The sequence below is a fragment of the Agarivorans aestuarii genome, from assembly GCF_019670125.1.
GTDB lineage: Bacteria > Pseudomonadota > Gammaproteobacteria > Enterobacterales > Celerinatantimonadaceae > Agarivorans > Agarivorans aestuarii.
This window is the reverse complement of record NZ_AP023033.1, coordinates 4,592,540-4,611,291: the sequence shown is the minus strand read 5'-3', so window position 1 is coordinate 4,611,291 and position 18,752 is coordinate 4,592,540. Positions and strand designations below refer to the sequence as shown.

The 18,752-nt window shown below is 44.9% G+C and carries 20 protein-coding genes; 9 read left to right on the top strand and 11 right to left on the bottom strand.

Features of this window, described 5'->3' with window-relative positions; all coding sequences use genetic code 11:
* The first annotated feature begins 26 nt into the window (after window positions 1–26).
* The 4 genes from K5609_RS21325 to K5609_RS21310 all read left to right on the top strand — a co-directional run bounded on the left by K5609_RS21325 (window position 27) and on the right by K5609_RS21310 (window position 3,952).
* Window positions 27–998: a serine/threonine protein kinase gene (locus K5609_RS21325; RefSeq protein WP_221075385.1), complete on the top strand. Its 972-nt coding sequence runs from the start codon at window positions 27–29 to the stop codon at window positions 996–998.
* 8 nt (window positions 999–1,006) lie between these two features.
* Entirely contained in the window at window positions 1,007–1,477 is a 471-nt protein-coding gene (locus K5609_RS21320; RefSeq protein WP_221075384.1) for a CYTH domain-containing protein, read from the top strand.
* A 113-nt stretch (window positions 1,478–1,590) separates the two neighbouring features.
* Entirely contained in the window at window positions 1,591–3,246 is a 1,656-nt protein-coding gene (locus K5609_RS21315) for an AMP-binding protein (RefSeq protein ID WP_221075383.1), read from the top strand.
* A gap of 100 nt (window positions 3,247–3,346) precedes the next feature.
* Window positions 3,347–3,952 carry a thiol:disulfide interchange protein DsbA/DsbL gene (locus K5609_RS21310; protein ID WP_221075382.1) on the top strand — a complete coding sequence of 202 codons (606 nt, stop codon included), beginning with the start codon at window positions 3,347–3,349 and terminating at the stop codon, window positions 3,950–3,952.
* A gap of 47 nt (window positions 3,953–3,999) precedes the next feature.
* Here K5609_RS21310 and K5609_RS21305 read toward each other — a convergent pair whose 3' ends face one another.
* The 3 genes from K5609_RS21305 to K5609_RS21295 all read right to left on the bottom strand — a co-directional run bounded on the left by K5609_RS21305 (window position 4,000) and on the right by K5609_RS21295 (window position 7,388).
* Entirely contained in the window at window positions 4,000–4,740 is a 741-nt protein-coding gene (locus tag K5609_RS21305; RefSeq protein ID WP_221075381.1) for a substrate-binding periplasmic protein, read from the bottom strand.
* Window positions 4,728–6,389, bottom strand: a complete 1,662-nt coding sequence (locus K5609_RS21300; RefSeq protein WP_221077330.1) for an ABC transporter substrate-binding protein — start codon at window positions 6,387–6,389, stop codon at window positions 4,728–4,730. Before K5609_RS21300 ends, K5609_RS21305 begins: the two co-directional genes overlap by 13 nt.
* Before the next feature lie 102 nt (window positions 6,390–6,491).
* Window positions 6,492–7,388: an acyltransferase gene (locus tag K5609_RS21295; protein ID WP_221075380.1), complete on the bottom strand. Its 897-nt coding sequence runs from the start codon at window positions 7,386–7,388 to the stop codon at window positions 6,492–6,494.
* Between the two features lie 168 nt (window positions 7,389–7,556).
* On the opposite strand from K5609_RS21295, the gene K5609_RS21290 reads away from it, so the two are divergent.
* Window positions 7,557–7,991: an HIT domain-containing protein gene (locus tag K5609_RS21290; protein WP_221075379.1), complete on the top strand. Its 435-nt coding sequence runs from the start codon at window positions 7,557–7,559 to the stop codon at window positions 7,989–7,991.
* Window positions 7,992–8,029: 38 nt separating this feature from the next.
* Entirely contained in the window at window positions 8,030–8,287 is a 258-nt protein-coding gene (locus tag K5609_RS21285) for a hypothetical protein (RefSeq protein ID WP_221075378.1), read from the top strand.
* Between the two features lie 5 nt (window positions 8,288–8,292).
* Here the strand turns inward: K5609_RS21285 and K5609_RS21280 are convergent, their stop codons facing one another.
* The 5 genes from K5609_RS21280 to gmk all read right to left on the bottom strand — a co-directional run bounded on the left by K5609_RS21280 (window position 8,293) and on the right by gmk (window position 13,954).
* Complete coding sequence (locus K5609_RS21280; RefSeq protein ID WP_221075377.1) at window positions 8,293–9,912, bottom strand: methyl-accepting chemotaxis protein; 1,620 nt, start codon at window positions 9,910–9,912, stop codon at window positions 8,293–8,295.
* A gap of 122 nt (window positions 9,913–10,034) precedes the next feature.
* Window positions 10,035–10,748, bottom strand: a complete 714-nt coding sequence (trmH, locus tag K5609_RS21275) for a tRNA (guanosine(18)-2'-O)-methyltransferase TrmH (protein WP_221075376.1) — start codon at window positions 10,746–10,748, stop codon at window positions 10,035–10,037.
* Window positions 10,749–10,758: 10 nt separating this feature from the next.
* Window positions 10,759–12,873, bottom strand: a complete 2,115-nt coding sequence (gene spoT / locus K5609_RS21270) for a bifunctional GTP diphosphokinase/guanosine-3',5'-bis pyrophosphate 3'-pyrophosphohydrolase (protein WP_221075375.1) — start codon at window positions 12,871–12,873, stop codon at window positions 10,759–10,761.
* A 105-nt stretch (window positions 12,874–12,978) separates the two neighbouring features.
* Window positions 12,979–13,254 (bottom strand): DNA-directed RNA polymerase subunit omega, encoded by a 276-nt coding sequence (gene rpoZ, locus K5609_RS21265; protein WP_137673491.1) that lies wholly within the window; start codon window positions 13,252–13,254, stop codon window positions 12,979–12,981.
* A 73-nt stretch (window positions 13,255–13,327) separates the two neighbouring features.
* Entirely contained in the window at window positions 13,328–13,954 is a 627-nt protein-coding gene (gmk, locus tag K5609_RS21260; RefSeq protein WP_221075374.1) for a guanylate kinase, read from the bottom strand.
* A gap of 254 nt (window positions 13,955–14,208) precedes the next feature.
* Between gmk and ppk2 the strand changes: the two genes are divergently transcribed.
* Both ppk2 and ung read left to right on the top strand, forming a co-directional pair.
* Window positions 14,209–14,988: a polyphosphate kinase 2 gene (ppk2, locus tag K5609_RS21255; RefSeq protein ID WP_221075373.1), complete on the top strand. Its 780-nt coding sequence runs from the start codon at window positions 14,209–14,211 to the stop codon at window positions 14,986–14,988.
* 70 nt (window positions 14,989–15,058) lie between these two features.
* A complete protein-coding gene (ung, locus tag K5609_RS21250) occupies window positions 15,059–15,712 on the top strand; it encodes a uracil-DNA glycosylase (protein ID WP_221075372.1) in 654 nt (217 codons plus the stop codon).
* On the opposite strand, the gene K5609_RS21245 is transcribed toward ung, so the two are convergent.
* Window positions 15,709–17,010 carry a GGDEF domain-containing protein gene (locus tag K5609_RS21245; protein WP_221075371.1) on the bottom strand — a complete coding sequence of 434 codons (1,302 nt, stop codon included), beginning with the start codon at window positions 17,008–17,010 and terminating at the stop codon, window positions 15,709–15,711. The genes ung and K5609_RS21245 overlap by 4 nt on opposite strands.
* Before the next feature lie 185 nt (window positions 17,011–17,195).
* On the opposite strand from K5609_RS21245, the gene K5609_RS21240 reads away from it, so the two are divergent.
* Complete coding sequence (locus K5609_RS21240) at window positions 17,196–17,483, top strand: peptidylprolyl isomerase (RefSeq protein ID WP_016400208.1); 288 nt, start codon at window positions 17,196–17,198, stop codon at window positions 17,481–17,483.
* Window positions 17,484–17,513: 30 nt separating this feature from the next.
* Here K5609_RS21240 and K5609_RS21235 read toward each other — a convergent pair whose 3' ends face one another.
* Together K5609_RS21235 and K5609_RS21230 are read right to left on the bottom strand one after the other, a co-directional pair.
* Window positions 17,514–18,008 (bottom strand): LEA/WHy family protein, encoded by a 495-nt coding sequence (locus K5609_RS21235; RefSeq protein ID WP_221075370.1) that lies wholly within the window; start codon window positions 18,006–18,008, stop codon window positions 17,514–17,516.
* A gap of 271 nt (window positions 18,009–18,279) precedes the next feature.
* Window positions 18,280–18,750: an NfeD family protein gene (locus K5609_RS21230; protein ID WP_221075369.1), complete on the bottom strand. Its 471-nt coding sequence runs from the start codon at window positions 18,748–18,750 to the stop codon at window positions 18,280–18,282.
* Window positions 18,751–18,752: the final 2 nt, after the last annotated feature.

Genomic DNA, 18,752 nt, shown 5'->3' with positions numbered 1-18,752 from the left:
ATAACCTCTAGTAAAACTGCCGAGCCATGAGCGCCTTTCTATTTGCCGATTTACATCCCGACACTATTCTTGATGCTATTGAATCTCAAGGTATTTTCCCTAGTAGTGGTTTGTTGGCTTTAAACTCTTACGAGAACCGGGTTTATCAATTTCAAGCCGAAGATGGGCTGCGTTATGTGGTGAAGTTTTATCGGCCAGAGCGTTGGAGCCAAGCACAGATTCTCGAAGAACATCAATTTAGTTTATCGATGGCAGAAGTAGATGTGCCGATTGTGGCACCGCTAGTGCGAGATGGTCGCAGCTTGTTTGATTATCAAGGTTGGTTGTTTACCATTTTCCCTAGTGTTGGTGGGCGCGGTTTTGAGGTAGATAACCTCGACCAAATCGAGCGTGTTGGCCAATACCTAGGGCGCATGCACCAGAAAGTGGGCAGCAAACTGTTTGAGCACCGTTTATCGATTAATACCGAAGAGATGCTGGATCAGCCGTTGGAGTTATTACGTGATTGGCTACCCGAGGGCTTGGCGCTGCCATTTTTTACTGTGGCAGAACAGGTAGCCGAGGCGGCAAAGGCGGCCTATAAACCTAAAACCATTATTCGTTTACACGGTGATTGCCACCCTAGCAACATATTGTGGCGTGATGGTCCGATGCTAGTGGACTTAGATGACGCGCGTAATGGCCCTGCTGTGCAAGATCTATGGATGATGCTGGCTGGAGATGACAATGAGCGCCGCCTGCAATTAGAAGTTCTATTAGAAGGCTATGAGGCCTTTTGTGAATTTGATAGCAGTGAGTTGGCCTTAATCGAGCCGCTGCGTGCTATGCGAATGATTCACTACATGGGCTGGTTAGCAAGGCGCTGGCAAGATGCAGCCTTTCAACGCGCCTTTCCTTGGTTTAATTCGCAACGTTATTGGGAAGACCAAATACTCGCGCTTAAAGAGCAGCTTTCGGCTCTGCAGCATGCGCCATTATCATTAACTCCCGGTTACTGAGGACAGTTATGAGTGTAGAAATTGAACGCAAGTTTTTGGTTAACAGCGATGCATTTGTTAAGCAAGCTAGCGAACAAGCCCGGATTGTACAGGCTTACTTAAACAGTGATAAACAACGCACGGTACGAGTGCGTGTTCGCGGTGAGCAGGGTTTTCTTACCATTAAAGGTAAAAGTAATCAGTCGGGTTTAAGCCGCTATGAATGGGAGAAAGAAATTCCCCTGAGTGAAGCCGAACAGCTATTAGCGCTGTGTGAGCCTGGCGCCATTGATAAAGTTCGCTACTTAGTGCCTGTTGCACAACATGTATTTGAAGTGGATGTATTTGCTGGAGATAACCTCGGCTTAATTGTTGCCGAAGTAGAGCTGAGCAGCGAGCAAGAAAGCTTTGCAAAGCCCGACTGGCTGGGGCAAGAGGTCACAGGGCAAGCTAAATACTATAACTCTCAACTTAGCTTAAATCCTTTCAAAAACTGGTGATAAACAGAGTGTTTGTTCACATTACTTCGGCTTATTTTCGATTTGTACTGGCATCCTGCGCCTAGCCGTATAGGATTGATATAAAAGGTGAATAACTTGTAACGAGGTTGTGAATGACAAACTTTGTCACCCCCGTTGATGCATTAATGCATTGGCAAAAGCAGGATCCGCAGCGCGTTTACCTACGTCAGCCTATTGATGGCGTATATCATGAGAAAACTTGGGCAGTAGTAGCGCGCGAAGCCGGCCAAATTGCTCAAGGCTTGTTGTCTCAAGGCCTAGAGCCCGGCGACAAAGTGGCCATTTTAGCCAAAAATAGTGCCGAATGGTTTATTGCCGATTTGGCAATCATGATGGCTGGCTGTGTAAGCATTCCTATTTATTCCACCGCGAGTGTGGATACCATCTCTTTTGTACTTCAACATAGCGAAGCTAAGCTGTTGTTTGTGGGTAAGTTAGACGAATGGGGCAAGCAAGCCTCGGCTGTACCTATCGGCCTAAAAACCGTTGCGATGCCCTATCCCACCATGCCTTGCCACATTCAATGGAGTGATTGGTTGAAGGAAATGCCGGTGATTGAGAAAAATCATCTGTGGGATGCAAAAGACATCATGACGATTATCTATACCTCGGGCAGTACCGGTGACCCTAAAGGCGCCGAGATTAGCTTTGAGGCTTATCGTTATGCCTGTGAACAGCTCATTGATGTGTTGCAAGCTGGTAGTGAAGATCGGGTTATGTCGTACTTACCCTTGGCGCATATTACTGAGCGAGTTTACATTCAAGGTACCAGCATTTTTAGCGGTCAATTTAGTGTGTCGTTTGTTGAATCCTTAGATACCTTCCCAGATAACTTGCGTAGCGTACAACCTACTTTGTTTATTTCGGTGCCTCGTTTGTGGGCGCGCTTCCAACAAGGTGTATTTGAAAAACTGCCACCGAAAAAACTCAAGTTATTGTTATCTATTCCGCTGGTTTCTAGTTTAATTAAGCTCAAAATTAAAAAGGCTCTGGGTTTAAATAAGGCGCGAATTTTAGGTTGTGGCAGTGCTCCGGTAGCACCTTCATTATTGCATTGGTATCAAAGCATTGGCTTAAATATTTCTGAAGCTTGGGGCATGACCGAGAACCTAGCTTACGGCACCTTAAATGTACCTTTTCGAAGCGACAAAATTGGCACCATCGGAAAAGCGGGTCCTGGCGTAGAAATAAAAATCTCTGAGCAAGGAGAGATTCTTGCTAAGGGCGAAGGCATGATGCAGGGCTACTACAAACATGCTGATCTCACTGAGGAGTCCATCGTTGATGGCTGGTTGCATACAGGAGATAAGGGTGAAATAGATAATGATGGCTACGTTAAAATTATTGGCCGTTTAAAAGAAAGTTTTAAAACGGCGAAAGGAAAATATGTAGCCCCCGTTCCTATTGAACAGAGCTTGGCTGAAAATTCGATGGTTGAGCAGGTATGTGTGGTGGGCAGCGCCCTCACGCAGCCTTGTGCTTTGGTGGTGTTAGCGGCTGAAATGAAACAGCATTCGCAAGCCCAAATTGAAGCCAGCTTAAATCGCACCCTTAAAAGGGTGAATGAGCAATTAGAAAGTCATGCCAAGTTGTCGCATGTGGTGGTGGTAAATGAGGATTGGAACGTAGATAACGCCCTGCTTACCCCTACTTTAAAAATTAGACGTAACCAAATTGAACAACATTATTCGGTATTAATACATCAAGATGTAGATACCACTGTAATGTTTGAAATGGGATCTTGGTAAACGTAAATTTGTGTCAACAACATAGTCAACGATTGACCGAGCTGGTGCTAATCATTATGCTCGGTTTTTTATAAAGTTCACTGGAAGGAAATACCGAGTGATGAAAAAACTACTGATTGGTTTAATGGCAATGCTTACTTTGCCAATGGCAATAGCGGCTGACTTTAAAGAAGGCACGCATTACGATGTGATTAAGCAAACTGCTACCGCTAAACCAGAAGTTATCGAGTTTTTCTCGTACTACTGCCCACACTGTTTTAAGTTTGAACCAGTAGCAGAGAGTATTAAAAAATCCTTACCAGAAGGCGTAGCGTTCAAAAAGAACCACGTAAGCTTTATTGGCGGCCAAATGGGTGAAGAAATGGTTCGCGCTTTCGCTGCAGCCGAAATGCTAGAAGTAGAGCCTGCAATTAGCAACGCTATCTTTGATTCTATCCATAACAAACGCCAAAACTTCACCAGCCGTGATGATCTTCGCAGCATCTTTGTTGCAAACGGTGTTGATGGTAAGAAATTTGATAGCGCAGCCAGCAGCTTTGTTGTGAATGGCATGGTTTCGCAAATGGAAAAGAACACCATGAACTATAAAATTCGCGGTGTGCCGGCCTTAGTGGTTAATGGTAAGTACCAAGTTAACACTGGTTCGGTAAAATCAATTGAAGAGCTAAATGAGTTAGTTAGCTACTTGGTTAACTTAAAGGGCTAGTCTCTTATATTGATAAAAAAGCAGCCAATTGGCTGCTTTTTTTGTTTTTATAAACCCAAATCTACTTGATATTGTTGTTCGTAGGACGCCAATATCTTGCTTATTTTTCCGCTTTTTTGTAGTTGATTAAGGCTGGTTTGCAGTTTTTGTAAAGCGCCAGCATCGCTGTCTTTGTTACACGCGATGGCGCGTAGCGAACTGTAAAAATCAAACCCTTGTTTTTGAATACCTAAAGAATAATGGTAATGCACATAGGCAGAGGACAATATATCGCTAGCCCAAGCTTGGGTGCGCTGGCGTTGTAGCTTTTTAGCGCTGTTAAGGTTGGTTTTAGCCAAATCAACTTCAACCCCCAGGCTTTCTAAATACTCGCCAATCCCACTACCTAAATAACTACCAATTTTTAGCTGTTGTAGATCTGCAACGCTGCTTAAGGGTGTAATGCGTTGTTGCGGTTGGTAGATCGCATAACGGCTAATATACATGGGGCTTATCCAGTTAAATGAGCTCTCTCTTGCTTGGCTGCGCTCTATTGCAAAAACGCAGTTATTGGGCGACTCGAGCGCCATCAAATAAGCGCGTTTTAATGGTAGTAAGCGGATATTTATGTCTAACTTGCTGTGTTTTTTTAGCAATTCATAAACTTCTATATTAACCCCTGCTAGCCCTCTTTGGTTTTGGATGACATAAGGCGGGTCTAAATAGGTATTAAACACCAGCTCAACACCTTGCGCTGGCAAGCTTAAGGCTAGGCTGGCACTTAAGCAGCTGGCTTTTAAGGTTGCCATTGTTTAATTAACTCTGAGTAGTTTAAGGTTTTACCCGGCGGTTTTTCGTTTTCCAGCTTGGGTTTGGGAGAGCCGGGATGAGCCAGCCATAATGAGGCTTGTTGCGCTGAGATGAGTTTAGGGCTGCACGGGCCAGGGTTGTCTTTACCAATTTTAGCTAGTGCTAAATCCATGCTTTGTGCCAATTCTTTCATTATCTGGGGAACTGCTTCTCCATGGTCGCTAGCGCGGCCAATGTATTGCCACCACAGCGAAGATAAAGCTGGATAATTGGGCACATTTAGCCCGGTGGGCGTCCATTCGTTACGCGCATTGCTTTGGTAAAATTCTACCAAGCCGCCTAACTCTGCTGAGCGCTCACTAAATGGTTTAGACATCACATCGCTTTGGCGAATAGGGGTTAAACCCACCATGGTTTTACGCAGAGAAACCGTTTTGGCGACATTAAATTGAGCGTATAACCATGCGGCTTGTTGGCGCTTTAAAGGGGTTGATTTAACCAGTGTCCAAGCCCCCACATCTTGGTAGCCCGACTTCATGCCGGGTTGCCAGTAAGCACCACGTGGTGAAGGGGCTACTCGCCATAAGGGTAAGCCATCTTTATCGGTAACGGCTAAGTCTGGTTGGCTTAAATCTGCAGTAAAGGCGGTATACCAAAAAATTTGTTGCGCTATGTGGCCTTTGGCTATTTCGGCCCCAGCTTGGCTAAAGGTCATCTTTTGTGCTTCTGGAGGGGCATAACGTTTTAACCAGTCTACATACTTTTGAATGGCATAGATGGCAGCGGGAGAATCGAGGGCGCCGCCACGCCTCATGCTTGCGCCCACTGGGCGACAACCATGGCGACGTATGCCCCATTCATCCACAGGCACGCCGTTGGGCAAACCTACATCACCCATGCCTGCCATAGAAAGCCAAGCATCGGATATTCGCCAGCCTAGCGAAGGGTCACGTTTACCATAATCCATATGGCCATATACTTTTTGCCCATCTATTTCTTTTACGTGCTCGGTAAAAAATTCGGCGATGTCTTCATAGGCCGACCAGTTCACTGGCACAGCTAATGGGTAGCCATAAATGGTTTGAAATTGCTGCTGAAGCTCGGGGCGCTTAAACCAGTCTTGGCGGTACCAATAAAGGTTGGCGAATTGCTGGTCGGGGAGTTGCAATAAATCACCGTAAGGACCAGTAGTAAAGGCTAAGCCAATAAAATCATCGATATCTAGGCTGGGTAAGGTGACGTCTTTTCCTTGGTGTTGCATAAACTGGCTTAAGTTAACGATGTTGCGAGAACGAAAGTGACCACCAATTAAATCACTGTCACTGACATAGATATCGTAATAGTTAATGCCCAAGTCCATTTGGCTTTGTAGCTTTTTTACTACGTCGTCTTCACCGCTGATCTCATGGATAACTTTGATACCCGTGAGTTGGTAAAACAAGGGGGCAATAACGGTGGCTTCGTACCAGTGAGTATTAATGCGCTCTGAAATAGCGCGAATAGTAATGCCTTGATAGGGTTGAGCGGCTTGTTTAAACCAACGTAGCTCTTCGATTTGTTGCTGTTGGCTTAGGCTAGACGGCTGGAATTCTTCTAGCCAAGGGCTAAAATCCTCTGCCCAGCAGCTGCCTACTAGCCAATAAAGCATCCAAAGCGATCGCCGCAACACGTTTCTCCGTTGTTTTTACTCCTATAAAAATAGCAGTAAAATCAGGCTGTCAGGATCTTGCCTTGGATATTGTGAACAGGGTTAGTCTTTTAGTACGCTTTGTAGATATTGATCTTTAGTTTGCCAAGTATCATCGAGCCAAAGCTTAAAGTGGCGCTTAAATTGTTTATCTTGCAGGTAGTCGCCGCGTAACTCTTGGTTAATTGCTATGGTATCGATTTTCACCACTACCTTATCGAGCTTACCTGATAATAAGGCCTTAAAAGGCGGAAGTGTTTCGGTGGTGCCGGGATAGGCCAAGGTTACATCAATAATCTGGTCAAATTGTTCGCCCAAAGCCGATAAGGTGTAAGCAATACCCAGCGCTTTGGGTGGTAATAAGTGTTGATAGTTAGAGTGGGATTGTTGCTGCTTTTGGTGAGTAAAGCGGGTCCCTTCTACAAAATTGATGACTGTTGTTGGGTTGGTTTTAAACTTCTCACAAGAGCGTTTGGTTGATTCTAGATCTTTACCGCGCTTTTCTGGATGTTTGAGCAAGTATTGGCGCGAGTATCGGCGCATAAAGGGCATGTCTAAAGCCCAGCAAGCTAGACCAACAAAAGGCACATACAAAAGCTGTTGCTTGAGAAAAAACTTGGGCATGGGAATGCGAGAGCCAAACAACATGCACAGTAATACGATATCGGCCCAGCTTTGATGATTACAAATCATCAAGTACCAACTTTTTTTGCTGAGCTGGCTATTATCTTCGATCACAAACTCGGTGTTGTTTACTAAGCGAAATATGGCGCGATTCATTTCGCTCCAACACCACATTAAAAAGTTAGTTAGTTTACCCACCCAAGGATAAAGCCCTTTAGGTAACAACAGTTTAATGATGCCACACACAATGATTAAAGAGCCCACCATAGCGGTATTTATAATGGCTAAACTGGCAGAAAGAATCATTAACAAGGATGCTGGGAAAAAACGTAACATAGTGGTCGATATAGCTCTTTAAACAGCCAAGGGCTGGTAGTTATTGAGATTTAAATCAGCTTAAATTATGGTTGGCGCCATTCTAGCACTTTTTTTGATAAGCGAAACGCCGACCACTGTATAGTATCTGTCAGTTGGCTGCAGTTTAAGGCCGCAAGGGAGAATAAAATGAGCGAATTTAAGTTACATCCTCAACTAGAAAAGGATGGCATTTGGCTGGGTGATTTTGAGTTATCGCGGGTTCTGTTGATTAACGACAGCCAATTTCCTTGGTTAGCACTGGTGCCAATGCAAAATGATATTGGTGATATATATCAATTAGATAGTTGCCAACAAGCGCAGTTTTGGCGAGAATCTAAGCGCTTAAGTGAAGCGGTAATGGCCCTTTATAAAGGTGATAAACTAAACTTGGCGGCTATTGGTAATATGGTGCCGCAGCTGCATGTGCATCATATTGTGCGTTTTCACAACGATGCTTTGTGGCCACAGCCTATATGGGGCAAGCTTCCTGCCAAACCTTATAGTGAGCAACAAAAACAACAACAAATAGCTCAGTTACAACAGGCTTTACAGCCACATTTTCAAGTTGTTGCTGAGTATTAAAACGGTAATTTAGTCGCAAATTTACAGTAGGAAAAACTATGGACGGTTTTTGGAAGTGGTTATTTATCATCGTGATGGTGATGGTGACCGTAAGGTGTGAAACCAACAGTTCACTCTATGAAGCAGAAGAAAACGGCATTCGTTTTGAAGCGCCGCGCTTTTTGGTTACCCCAATCATTTGGGTGGATAAGCAAGTGGGTGAGCCGCTTGAGTGGGGCTTCAACTCACCCTTTGCCGATGATTATGAGTTTAAGTTTGCTAAAGCCAGAAAGGAAGAACCCGTTCTGGCTGAGTAGCTAACTTAGTTAAAGCGGAGGTTTTTGAGGTGAATACTCAAGGCCTCTGCTACGCCAGATAAGTGGCTATGTACTTGTTTACCTTGCTCCGCTGCACCGGCGTTAGCTTCGCTGCCATCACGTAGTGTGAGCACATTTTGGTTAATTTCGTCACTCGCTAAACGCTGCTGCTCGGTGGCCACTGCGGTTTGTTGGTTACGCTGCTCTAAATTGCCCACCATATTTTCAATTTTTTCAATTTGTAGAATATTTTGTTGAGCTTGCTCAGCCTGCTGCGCCAAACCTTCAGTAGTGGTAACAATTTCGGTTTCTACAGTGAGCGATACTTGCTGTAGTTGCGCAATGGTTTGCATGATCTCTTCAGTAGATTGTTGAGTTCGTGAAGCTAAGTTACGCACTTCGTCTGCGACCACCGCAAAACCTCGGCCTTGCTCACCGGCTCGGGCGGCCTCAATGGCTGCGTTTAAGGCCAATAAGTTGGTCTGTTCAGAAATTGCGTTAATCACATCAATCACCGAGCCAATGTTTTGGCTACAATCTCGTAGTTCTGCAACCGCAGGTTTAGCCGAGGCCATTTGCTCCGACAGTGCGCTTAAGCTTTTAACTGTGTTTAGCTGTTGCTTTAAGCTAGCGCCTGCTAGCTCCAAGGCTTGCTTAGAGGCTTCGGCCGTCTCAGCACTGTTGTTGGCTACTTCTTCTACCGTGCAGTTCATTTCGGTCATCGCTGAGGCTATTTGGTCTATTTCTGAGAACTGTCTTTGGGTATTACTGTGAGTAGTAAGGGTGGCCGATGCCAGATCTTTGTTAGCATCTAATAGGCTATCACTTGAGTGTTTTACATCTTGCAGTAAACCTTGTGTTTGCAGACGTAGGCTTTCAAGCTGCTGGCCAATATTAGAAAACTCATTGCGCCCACTCACCTTAATAGCTTGTTGGTAGTTACCTTTGGCTAGGCCTTTAATGGCGCTATCTAACTCTTGCATTTGACTGGCCAAGCTGCGGCTAACTAGCCACGCGATTAAGCCAAATAAGCCGAAGGCGAATGCCAAACGCACCAATGTGTAGAAATAGATGCTATTAAGTTGGCTGTCTATTTGGTCGATGTAAACGCCAGTTCCAATGATCCAATTCCAGCCTTCCACCTTTTTTACGTAAGACAGTTTGGCATGCATGACTTGGGTTTGAGGGTGCAAAAAGTGATATTGCACAGCGCCTTCGCCCTGCTGATTTACGGTATCGCGCATTGCTTGCCAGTGGGCTAAGCCTTTTGCGTCACGCACCTGGATCATGTCTTTACCAATGCTGCTGGGACGAATGGGGTGCATTAGAAGCTTAAGGTTTAAATCGTTCACCCAAAAGTATTCGTTACCTTGATAACGCAGTTCAGCCAAGGCCGCTAAGGCTTGCTGTTGGGCTTGTTCGCTACCAAGATGTTGCTCTTGTTGTTGGTAGTGTTTAACCAAGCTGGTGGCCAGATCTAAGTTGGCAGCGAGTTGGGTTTGATAACCTTGGTATAAGGTCTGTTTAATTTGCTGGGTATTGTTCCAAGCCTGAATGCTCACCACCATTAACACCAGTAGTGAACTTAACAGAAAGAGTTGCGGAGTTTTGATTTTGTTGAACATAGTCTTACTTCTGTAGTGGAGTAAAACTATGTTCAGTTAATATTGAGGTTTTGGGATTAATTAAGATCAAGTATTTAGGCGGAAAAAACTCAAAATTAAAGCAATTACTCTAATTTTGTGATTTATTCCTGATCTAACTTGTCCCAAGCATCTTTATTCATCTGCATTTTTGCCCACCACTCATCGCTTGCCACAATTTGCCCTTCATCATCTACTTGAGGAATTGGCAAACCCTTACGTTTACAGGCTTCGGAAAAAATAGGGTGGCCACCTTCAAACAAGATGCGGTTTTGCTCTGTTTTATCAACCATGCTTGGTGCTTGGTACATGCCGGCAATTTCACGTTGGCGTTGTGCTTCATACAAAATCAGTGCGCTGGCGACAGAAACATTCAGTGATTGCACCATGCCTACCATGGGAATAATAATGTCTTGGTCGGCAAGAGAAAGCGCTTTATCAGAAATGCCATACTTCTCTTGTCCCATTAAGATGGCGGTAGGTTTGGTGTAGTCTATTTCACGAAAATCCACCGCACTATCAGATAAATTAGTAGCGAGAACTTGCATCCCGCTATTACGCATTGCCGCTACTGCGTCGTCAATGTTCTCGTGGTTATGTACCTTTACCCAGTTTTGGCTGCCAGTGGCAGTGCCGCGACGGATTTCATCTTGGTAGTTTTCCCATACTGCATGCACGTGGTCTACACCCACGGCATCACAGGTACGCACAATGGCCGACAAGTTATGTGGTTTGTGCACATTTTCCATGCACACGGTGAGGTCGGTTTGGCGAGCATCTAACATTGCACGAATGCGTTGATAGCGTTCAGGAGTCATGGTGTTCTCGTTATTTATTACGTAAGCGGACTACACGTAATACTTCTGGCATTACGCGAATTTTCCGCATGATATCGGCAAGGTGAATACGGCTATGTGTGGTTACCAGTAGGTCAACGGTATATACCCGACCTTCTTTTTCTTCGGTAACAATATTCACAATGTTAGCGCCTGTAGAGGCAACCACACTGGTTAGGCTAGCAAGTATGCCTTGGTGGTTAACCATATCTATGCGCATTTCGGTTTTGTATTCGGCTTCTTCGGCGGCATCTTTAGACCAATCAACATTGATGTAGCGATCAGGTTCTTTTTGGTAGCCGCTAATGTTTTTACAGGCTTCCATGTGCACCACCAAGCCTTTACCTTGGCTAATGTGGGCAACCACCGGATCACCGGGTATCGGGCGACAACAGTTGGCGTAGGTGAGCAATAAGCCTTCGGCGCCTTGAATGGCAATATTGCCTTTGCCTTCTACATTGCTTAGCTCATCGGTATTACCTAATAGGCGGCGCGCCACCACAATGCTCATGGCATTGCCTAAACCAATTTCGGCTAGCAAGTCTTCAAGTGATTCGGCTTTAAGATCCTTAAGCACCTGCTTTAACGATTCTGGATTAATCTGGTCTAACTTAACGCTGCCCAAGGCATGATTAAGTAAGCGGCGGCCAAGGTTAACTGATTCTTCACGGCGCTGGTTTTTAAGTAGCTGGCGAATTTTTCCGCGAGCCTTGCCGGTTACCACAAAATTTAGCCACGCGGCGTTAGGGCGAGCCCCCGGTGCAGTAATAATTTCAACGGTTTTACCATTGCTTAGCGCTTTACTTAGCGGGAAGGGATGGCGATTAACCCGCGCGCCCACACAGGCATGGCCTACATCTGTATGCACCGCGTAGGCAAAGTCTACCGGGGTGGCGCCAGCGGGTAATTCAATAATTTTACCCTCAGGGGTAAATACGTAAATCTCGTCTGGGAATAGATCGGTTTTTACGTTTTCGATAAATTCGAAGGAAGATCCAGCACTTTGCTGTAGTTCTAACAAACTTTGCATCCAGCGCTGGGCACGAATTTGCGCGGTGGTGCCCGGGCTTTCGCCAGCCTGTTTGTAAGACCAATGAGCTGCCACACCCTTGTCGGCCATTTGATCCATATGTTCGGTACGTATCTGTACTTCCACAGGAACGCCGTGTGGACCCACTAAGGAGGTGTGTAAGCTTTGGTAGCCGTTGGCCTTAGGAATGGCGACATAGTCTTTAAATCGGCCGGGACGTGGCTTGTACAAGCTGTGGCTCAAGCCTAATACCCGATAACAAGTATCTAGGCTGTCTACAATGATGCGAAAGGCGTAAATATCCATTACTTCATGGAATTGCAGCTCTTTGTTCACCATCTTTTTGTAAATGCTATAGAGATTTTTTTCGCGGCCACTTACCGATGCTTCGATATCGGCTTCTTCAATGCGACCCTGCAGCTCTTGGTGAATACCGTTGATTAACTCTTTACGGTTACCACGGGCATTTTTTACTGACTCTTTGAGTACTCGATAACGCATTGGATATAAGGCTTCAAAGCCCAGTTCTTCCAATTCGTTTTTAATGCTGTGAATACCCAAGCGGTTGGCAATTGGTGCGTAAATCTCCAAGGTTTCGCGGGCAATGCGGCGGCGCTTATCTGGGCGTAAAGAACCCAGGGTGCGCATATTGTGGGTGCGGTCGGCCAGTTTAATAAGGATAACGCGGATGTCTTGCACCATCGCCATCATCATTTTGCGAAAATTTTCTACCTGGGCTTCTTTTTTGTCGCGAAACTTAATTTTATCTAGCTTGCTCACGCCTTCAACTAAGTCGGCGATTTCGGTGCCAAACTGTTCTTGAAGTTGTTCGTAAGTAACCGGAGTGTCTTCAATTGTGTCGTGCAGAACAGCCGCCACAAGGGTTTGATTATCAAGCTTTAGTTCGCCAAGGATACGGGCCACCGCCAAAGGGTGGGTAATATAAGGCTCACCGCTTGAACGGAATTGTCCTTCATGGGCGTCTTTGCCCAAAATATAGGCATCACGTAATAGGTTTACGTGTTCTTCACTTAGATAGCTAGAGGCGACTTCACGCAGGCTTTCGAATAAATACAAACATTACCTCATCAGCGGAGGAGCGCAGAAATAGATATGATTGAATTATGGGAGTTTTACCGTGCAGAGTAAACCCAGCACGGTAATTTTATAGACGGGGACGAATTAGATGCGTTTATCGGCGATAGCGGCAACGGCTGCCAATTCGGCGGCTTCACGTTCCTGACGTTCCTGACGGTCTTGAGCATCCATTGTTTCGGTGGTGATCAAACCTTCTTCAATTTCACGCAAAGCGATAACGGTTGGTTTGTCGTTATCTACTTCAACTAGAGGGTCTTTGCCTTCTACTGCGATCTGACGCGCGCGACGTGCGGCGATAAGGACAAGATCAAAGCGATTGCCGACTTGTTCTACTGCATCTTCTACTGTTACTCGTGCCATGCACAGCTCCGTTGACTAAAAATGACGCAAGATCCTAGCCGATCTTATGAAGATTTACTAGGACTTAGCGTGATTATTTCGATAAAAGTTCATCTAACAAGCCGCGATGTTTAGCCGCTTGCTGACGGGTTTGTAATCTTTGTCCAGTAATAATGGCAGTAAGCTCGCTTAAGGCTTCGTCAAAATTACTGTTAATGATTAGGTAGTCGTACTCATTATAATGAGACATTTCACTTTCTGCTTCGTCCATGCGTTTCTTAATAACGTCGGGGCTATCTTGGCCACGCATGTGCAAACGGTTTTCTAATTCTTCGCGGCTTGGCGGTAAAATGAATACCGATACCGCCTCAGGCATCATTTGTTTTACCTGACGAGCACCTTGCCAATCTATATCTAAAAACACATCAATGCCATCGGCAAGGGTCTTTTCAATCGTGTAACGAGAGGTGCCGTAGAAATTGCCAAACACTTCGGCATATTCAAAAAAAGCTTGTTCGTTGATTAACTTCTTAAATTCATCATGACTAACAAAATGGTAATGGTTACCGTCTATTTCACCGGGGCGTGACGCTCTGGTGGTGTGAGAAACCGATACTTGAGCAGGATATGCACGGTGGCGTGAAAGATACGCATTGATCATGCTGGATTTGCCGGCGCCGCTGGGCGCTGAAACGATGTATAAAGTACCGATGATTGCCATGTTGAATTCTAAGCGAATGTATAAAGGCGCCTAAGGTTACCATTTTGTGGTTTTTTTTAAAGAGTCAGCGCTTGTAATTTACACCTGTAGTTTAGTTAATCTTGTTATTTTTGCTCAACTTAGCAATTCTAGCCTGCAGTTTTGTGGCAACTATTGGTTTTACTGCTAAATTTAACTCATTGTATTGATTCGTTTTTGTTTTTAATTGGCACGCTGCCCAAGTGTGTTTATCAACATTAAAGGTGAGTTCGTTTATGGCGGGTAAAATTGATAAAAAGAGCTATGAAAAACGCTTAGAAGAATTGCAAACAGAGCTAGTTAAACTGCAGCAATGGGTGGTAGCAAAAGGTCTTAAAGTGGTGGTGATATTTGAGGGGCGCGATGCAGCCGGTAAAGGTGGCGTGATTAAACGGATTGCTGAAAAGCTAAATCCTCGGGTATGTCGCATTGCAGCGTTGCCTGCGCCCAACGAGCGTGAAAAAACGCAGTGGTACTTTCAGCGTTATGTTACGCATTTGCCCGCCGCTGGAGAAATTGTTTTGTTTGACCGCTCTTGGTACAACCGAGCGGGGGTAGAAAAGGTGATGGGCTTTTGTAGTGATGAACAGCATCAAGATTTTTTACGCGCCTGCCCTGAATTCGAAAAAATGTTGATCCGCTCTGGCACCATCTTGATTAAGTATTGGTTCTCGGTGTCTGATGAAGAGCAGGAAAAGCGCTTTTTAGAGCGCATCAATAACCCGCTTAAGCGTTGGAAATTTAGCCCTATGGATTTGGAGTCTCGCTCGCGTTGGGTGGCTTACTCACAAGCCAAGGATGAAATGTTTGCTTATACCGATACCAAGCATTCGCCTTGGTGGGTGGTGAATTCCGACAACAAAAAAGCGGCGCGACTTAACTGCATTAGCCACTTTTTATCGCAGATCGATTATCAAGATCTCGAGCATGTACCAATCACCTTACCTGCCATTGATAAGAAAGATTACGTGCGGGTACCGATTAACGAGCAAAGCTTTGTGCCCGAGCAATATTAGCTAACTCCAAATCGTGAGGTTGTGGCTATAATAGCGGGCTAACGTGTCCGCTATTAGGTTTGATATTTAGATGAATTGGCAAAGTCTGTTTGCTGAACAACAGCAGCTTGATTATTACCCGCGTTTAATCGATAAGGTCGCTGCACAACGCGCTGCTAAGGTGATTTACCCACCAGACGCTCAGGTATTTAGCGCCTTCGACAGTTGCCCGATGGATCAGCTTAAAGTGGTGATTCTTGGTCAAGACCCTTACCACGGAGAAGGCCAAGCCCATGGTTTAAGTTTTAGTGTGCCAGAAGGCGTAAAAATTCCTCCATCGCTGCGCAATATCTACAAAGAACTTGCCACCGACATCGACGGCTTTGTGATTCCGGAGCATGGCAATTTAAGTGCCTGGGCCAAGCAAGGGGTGTTGTTACTAAATACGGTGCTTACCGTTGAGCAAGCTAAAGCTCATTCACATGCAAAATATGGCTGGGAAACCTTTACCGAGGCTGTAATTAGTTACATAAGCCAACATTGTGATGGTGTGGTGTTCTTGTTGTGGGGCGCCCATGCGCAAAAGAAAGGCCAAGTGATTGATGCTAACAAACACCATTTGTTATGTTCGGTACACCCCTCGCCCTTGTCTGCCCATCGCGGCTTTTTAGGCTGCGGTCATTTTTCTAAAACTAACCAGCTTCTAGAACAGCAAGGAAAAGCCGCTATTGATTGGCAGCTTTAACTGGCGAGTTGGGTGCGATTGCGGCCTTTATCTTTGGCTAAATAAAGGGCGCTGTCGGCACGATTAAAGGCAACGTTAAAGGCTTCATCTTTATCGACTAGGGTTAAGCCTATGCTCATGCTCAACTTAATGTGTTGTTGCTTGCCCTCAAACGACAGCAAGAAATCTTGTTGGTGGATCAGTTTGCGCAAGCGCTCGGCAAAGTTATAAGCATCTATTTCATGCTGCTGTTCAGAAAGTAAAACAAACTCTTCACCGCCCCAGCGAGCAAATAAATCTTGGCTGCGAATCACCGAGCTTAATTGGCGAGCAAAAAAGCGCAGCACGGCATCACCGTTGTTGTGGCCATAGCTATCGTTAATATGTTTAAAGTGGTCGATATCAAAAACGAATAAGTAGTAGTTATTGTTGCTTATTGGTTTCTCTTCTAGAGCGTCTAATAGACCTCGGCGGTTAAGTACGCCGGTAAGTTGGTCGTTACTGGCGGTGTGTTTGAGTTCGTCTACATCTTTCTCAAGAGTATGAATAGACTGAGTTAAGTTCTTTTTCTGATGCAGCACATAGCGAATCAACTCGGCAGTAAAATAAACAAGCCATACGGCAATGATAGTGGCATATAAGCTTTCGTTGCTGATCCACTTCCCTTCAGCTTCAACCTTATTCACGGTGATGGTGTATTCGCCATCCGACGAGGTGGAAGGAATATCAAAGGATATTTCTTTAACTTTAGAGAAGTCTAAAGTGAAGTCATCGCGTGATTGGTAATAACGATTTAGCCACCACGCCGGAATAGAGAATTGGTTAAATTGAGCTTTCGCTTCTTGCTCCGCCAGTTCTTGTTTCTCAAAGTAGGTGAACATAAATTTTGCATCAGACAGATCGTGGCCGCTGGTTGCTTCGGTGCTGCGCATAAAGAAGCGTAGTTCGCTAGCAGGTCCTTCGAAATCTGCGTCCACCACTAATTGTTTATAGTCACTTAAATCTATGTTTTCTAGGGACGCGTATTTGTCTGAGGTACCCGCGTCAGTTGGCTTGTGGAATTTGATGCTTATTCCGCAATACTTTGCCGGCAAATGGCTGCTTTCTAGGTTACAGACAAACTTTTGGTTGCTGGTTAGCCAATATGCACTAGAGTTGCCGCCTTGTCCTTTATCGGAGTACAAATCCACTAGCATGTTTTCACTGGGGTAGATCTGAAGGCGCTTGGCAGGTATCCATTGGGCAGCCACAAGCACTAGCACGGTAAGGGCTAAAAGAAAATTGCGCAGCCAAGTCCAAGAAGATGAATATCGTTCCATTTATACCTGTGAAAGGTGAGTAAATACTTTTGTTTCTTGCTAAAAATATAGCCTGCTTGGAGACAAATAAATGTGAGCTATTTGGGCATCTTTACTTTTGTCTTATGTTTTTTTGCTAATTTTAGGCAGGAGCTTTGGTTGATTTGCTGTTCGGTGTATAACAAGCAAAAACTCAAGAGGTCGCAATGGCAAAAGCACAGGCGCGAGCTCAACACATTATTGTTAGTTCAGAAAAAAAAGCCTTGGAAATACTAGAAAAGTTAAACAAAGGCTCTAGCTTTGAGGCGATGGCGTTACGTTTTTCGTCATGCCCTTCTGCTAAGCAAGGTGGCGATTTAGGCGAGTTTGCTAAAGGTGATATGGTGAAAAGCTTTGATAAAGCGGTGTTCTCTGGCCCCTTAAACGAAGTAATAGGGCCAGTTAAAACACAGTTTGGTTTTCATTTAATTAAAGTGAATGAGCGCTGGAGCTAAAACCTTGCTACAGCCCTATCAGCGCTTACTTTATAGTGCCTGAACACTTGAGCCTATTTGCTGGCCAAGATCTTCTAACTTAAATGTGCCTTTCTCAGTCAGGTTTACCGCTGGCCACAAGCTGCCGATGTCCAGTTTTACATCTACTTTATAATCTAGTTCAGGGCTTTTTAAGGCGACAAACGAGCTTAATAGTCGGAAGGTAGCAATTAAATTGGCTTGGGCTGGCAAGGTAAAGTTGGCCTCGCCATAACCGGGCACTTCGGGTAAATCGCTGGTGGCCCCAGTGACGATTTCGTGGCCGTTGAGTGACAAGGTATATACCGCCCCAGCTAGGCTGAGCGCTTGTTTATTGGGGTTAACCACCCGTAAATTAATATCGAAGCTCGGTGTCATGCTGTCACCTGCTGTAGGCACTACCGATACCAAGTTTACTTTAGGTGGGTCGTTAGGAACCATGCTGCTACAGGCGATAAGCCATAAACTGGCAGATAGAATAAAGGTTTTAATAAGTGCTTGGCGCATGATGAGAAACCTAAGAGAAAGAAACTACAGCTAGTTAAGCACAATCTGTTTGGCTTTGCATTGTTATACCAATCGTACCAAGTAACTGCTCATTTTATCTGGTTAAAATACTCGATAACCGCGTTGGGATTTTTGATTGTAGAATAAGTGCTTATCGAAAAATTCTGCCTTTTTCTCGAGTATTTTTGCTGCGTTATTTCTGATCACTTAGTGTGGTTGGTATTAGAAAAATGAACAAGCCAGCAGAACGCTGGCTTGTGAAACGAATACTCTAAGTATTACTTGGTTCTACGGCTTCCACCCAAAAGGTGCCTACTTCAGCGCGAATCACTTCTACTTCGCTACCTGCAGCAATGGTTTGCTCACTTTTTAAGGTCCAGCTAATGCCAGAGTGCTTATAGCTGCTTAAACCACGTTTATCGATGTCTTGTTCGCAAAAAAAACGGTGACCATCAAAGTCGCTGCTTACTTGTTTGTTATCAGCACTATTTTGTAGCTTACGCATCGGCTTCCACAATCCCCCGGCCAGTAAGCTGCTCATAACGGCGTTGGCTAACAGAATACTATTCCAGGTTTCTGGGAGTACATTTAACCAAACCAATGAGCCAGTAATGACTAAGGACAAGCCAATAAAAAACAAGATGAAGGTGGCAAAACCGATGATCACCACTTCAATGGCGAGCAAGATGATGCCGGAGGCAATCATTAACTGAGGAATGTGGTTAGCAAACAGTTCTGCCATAG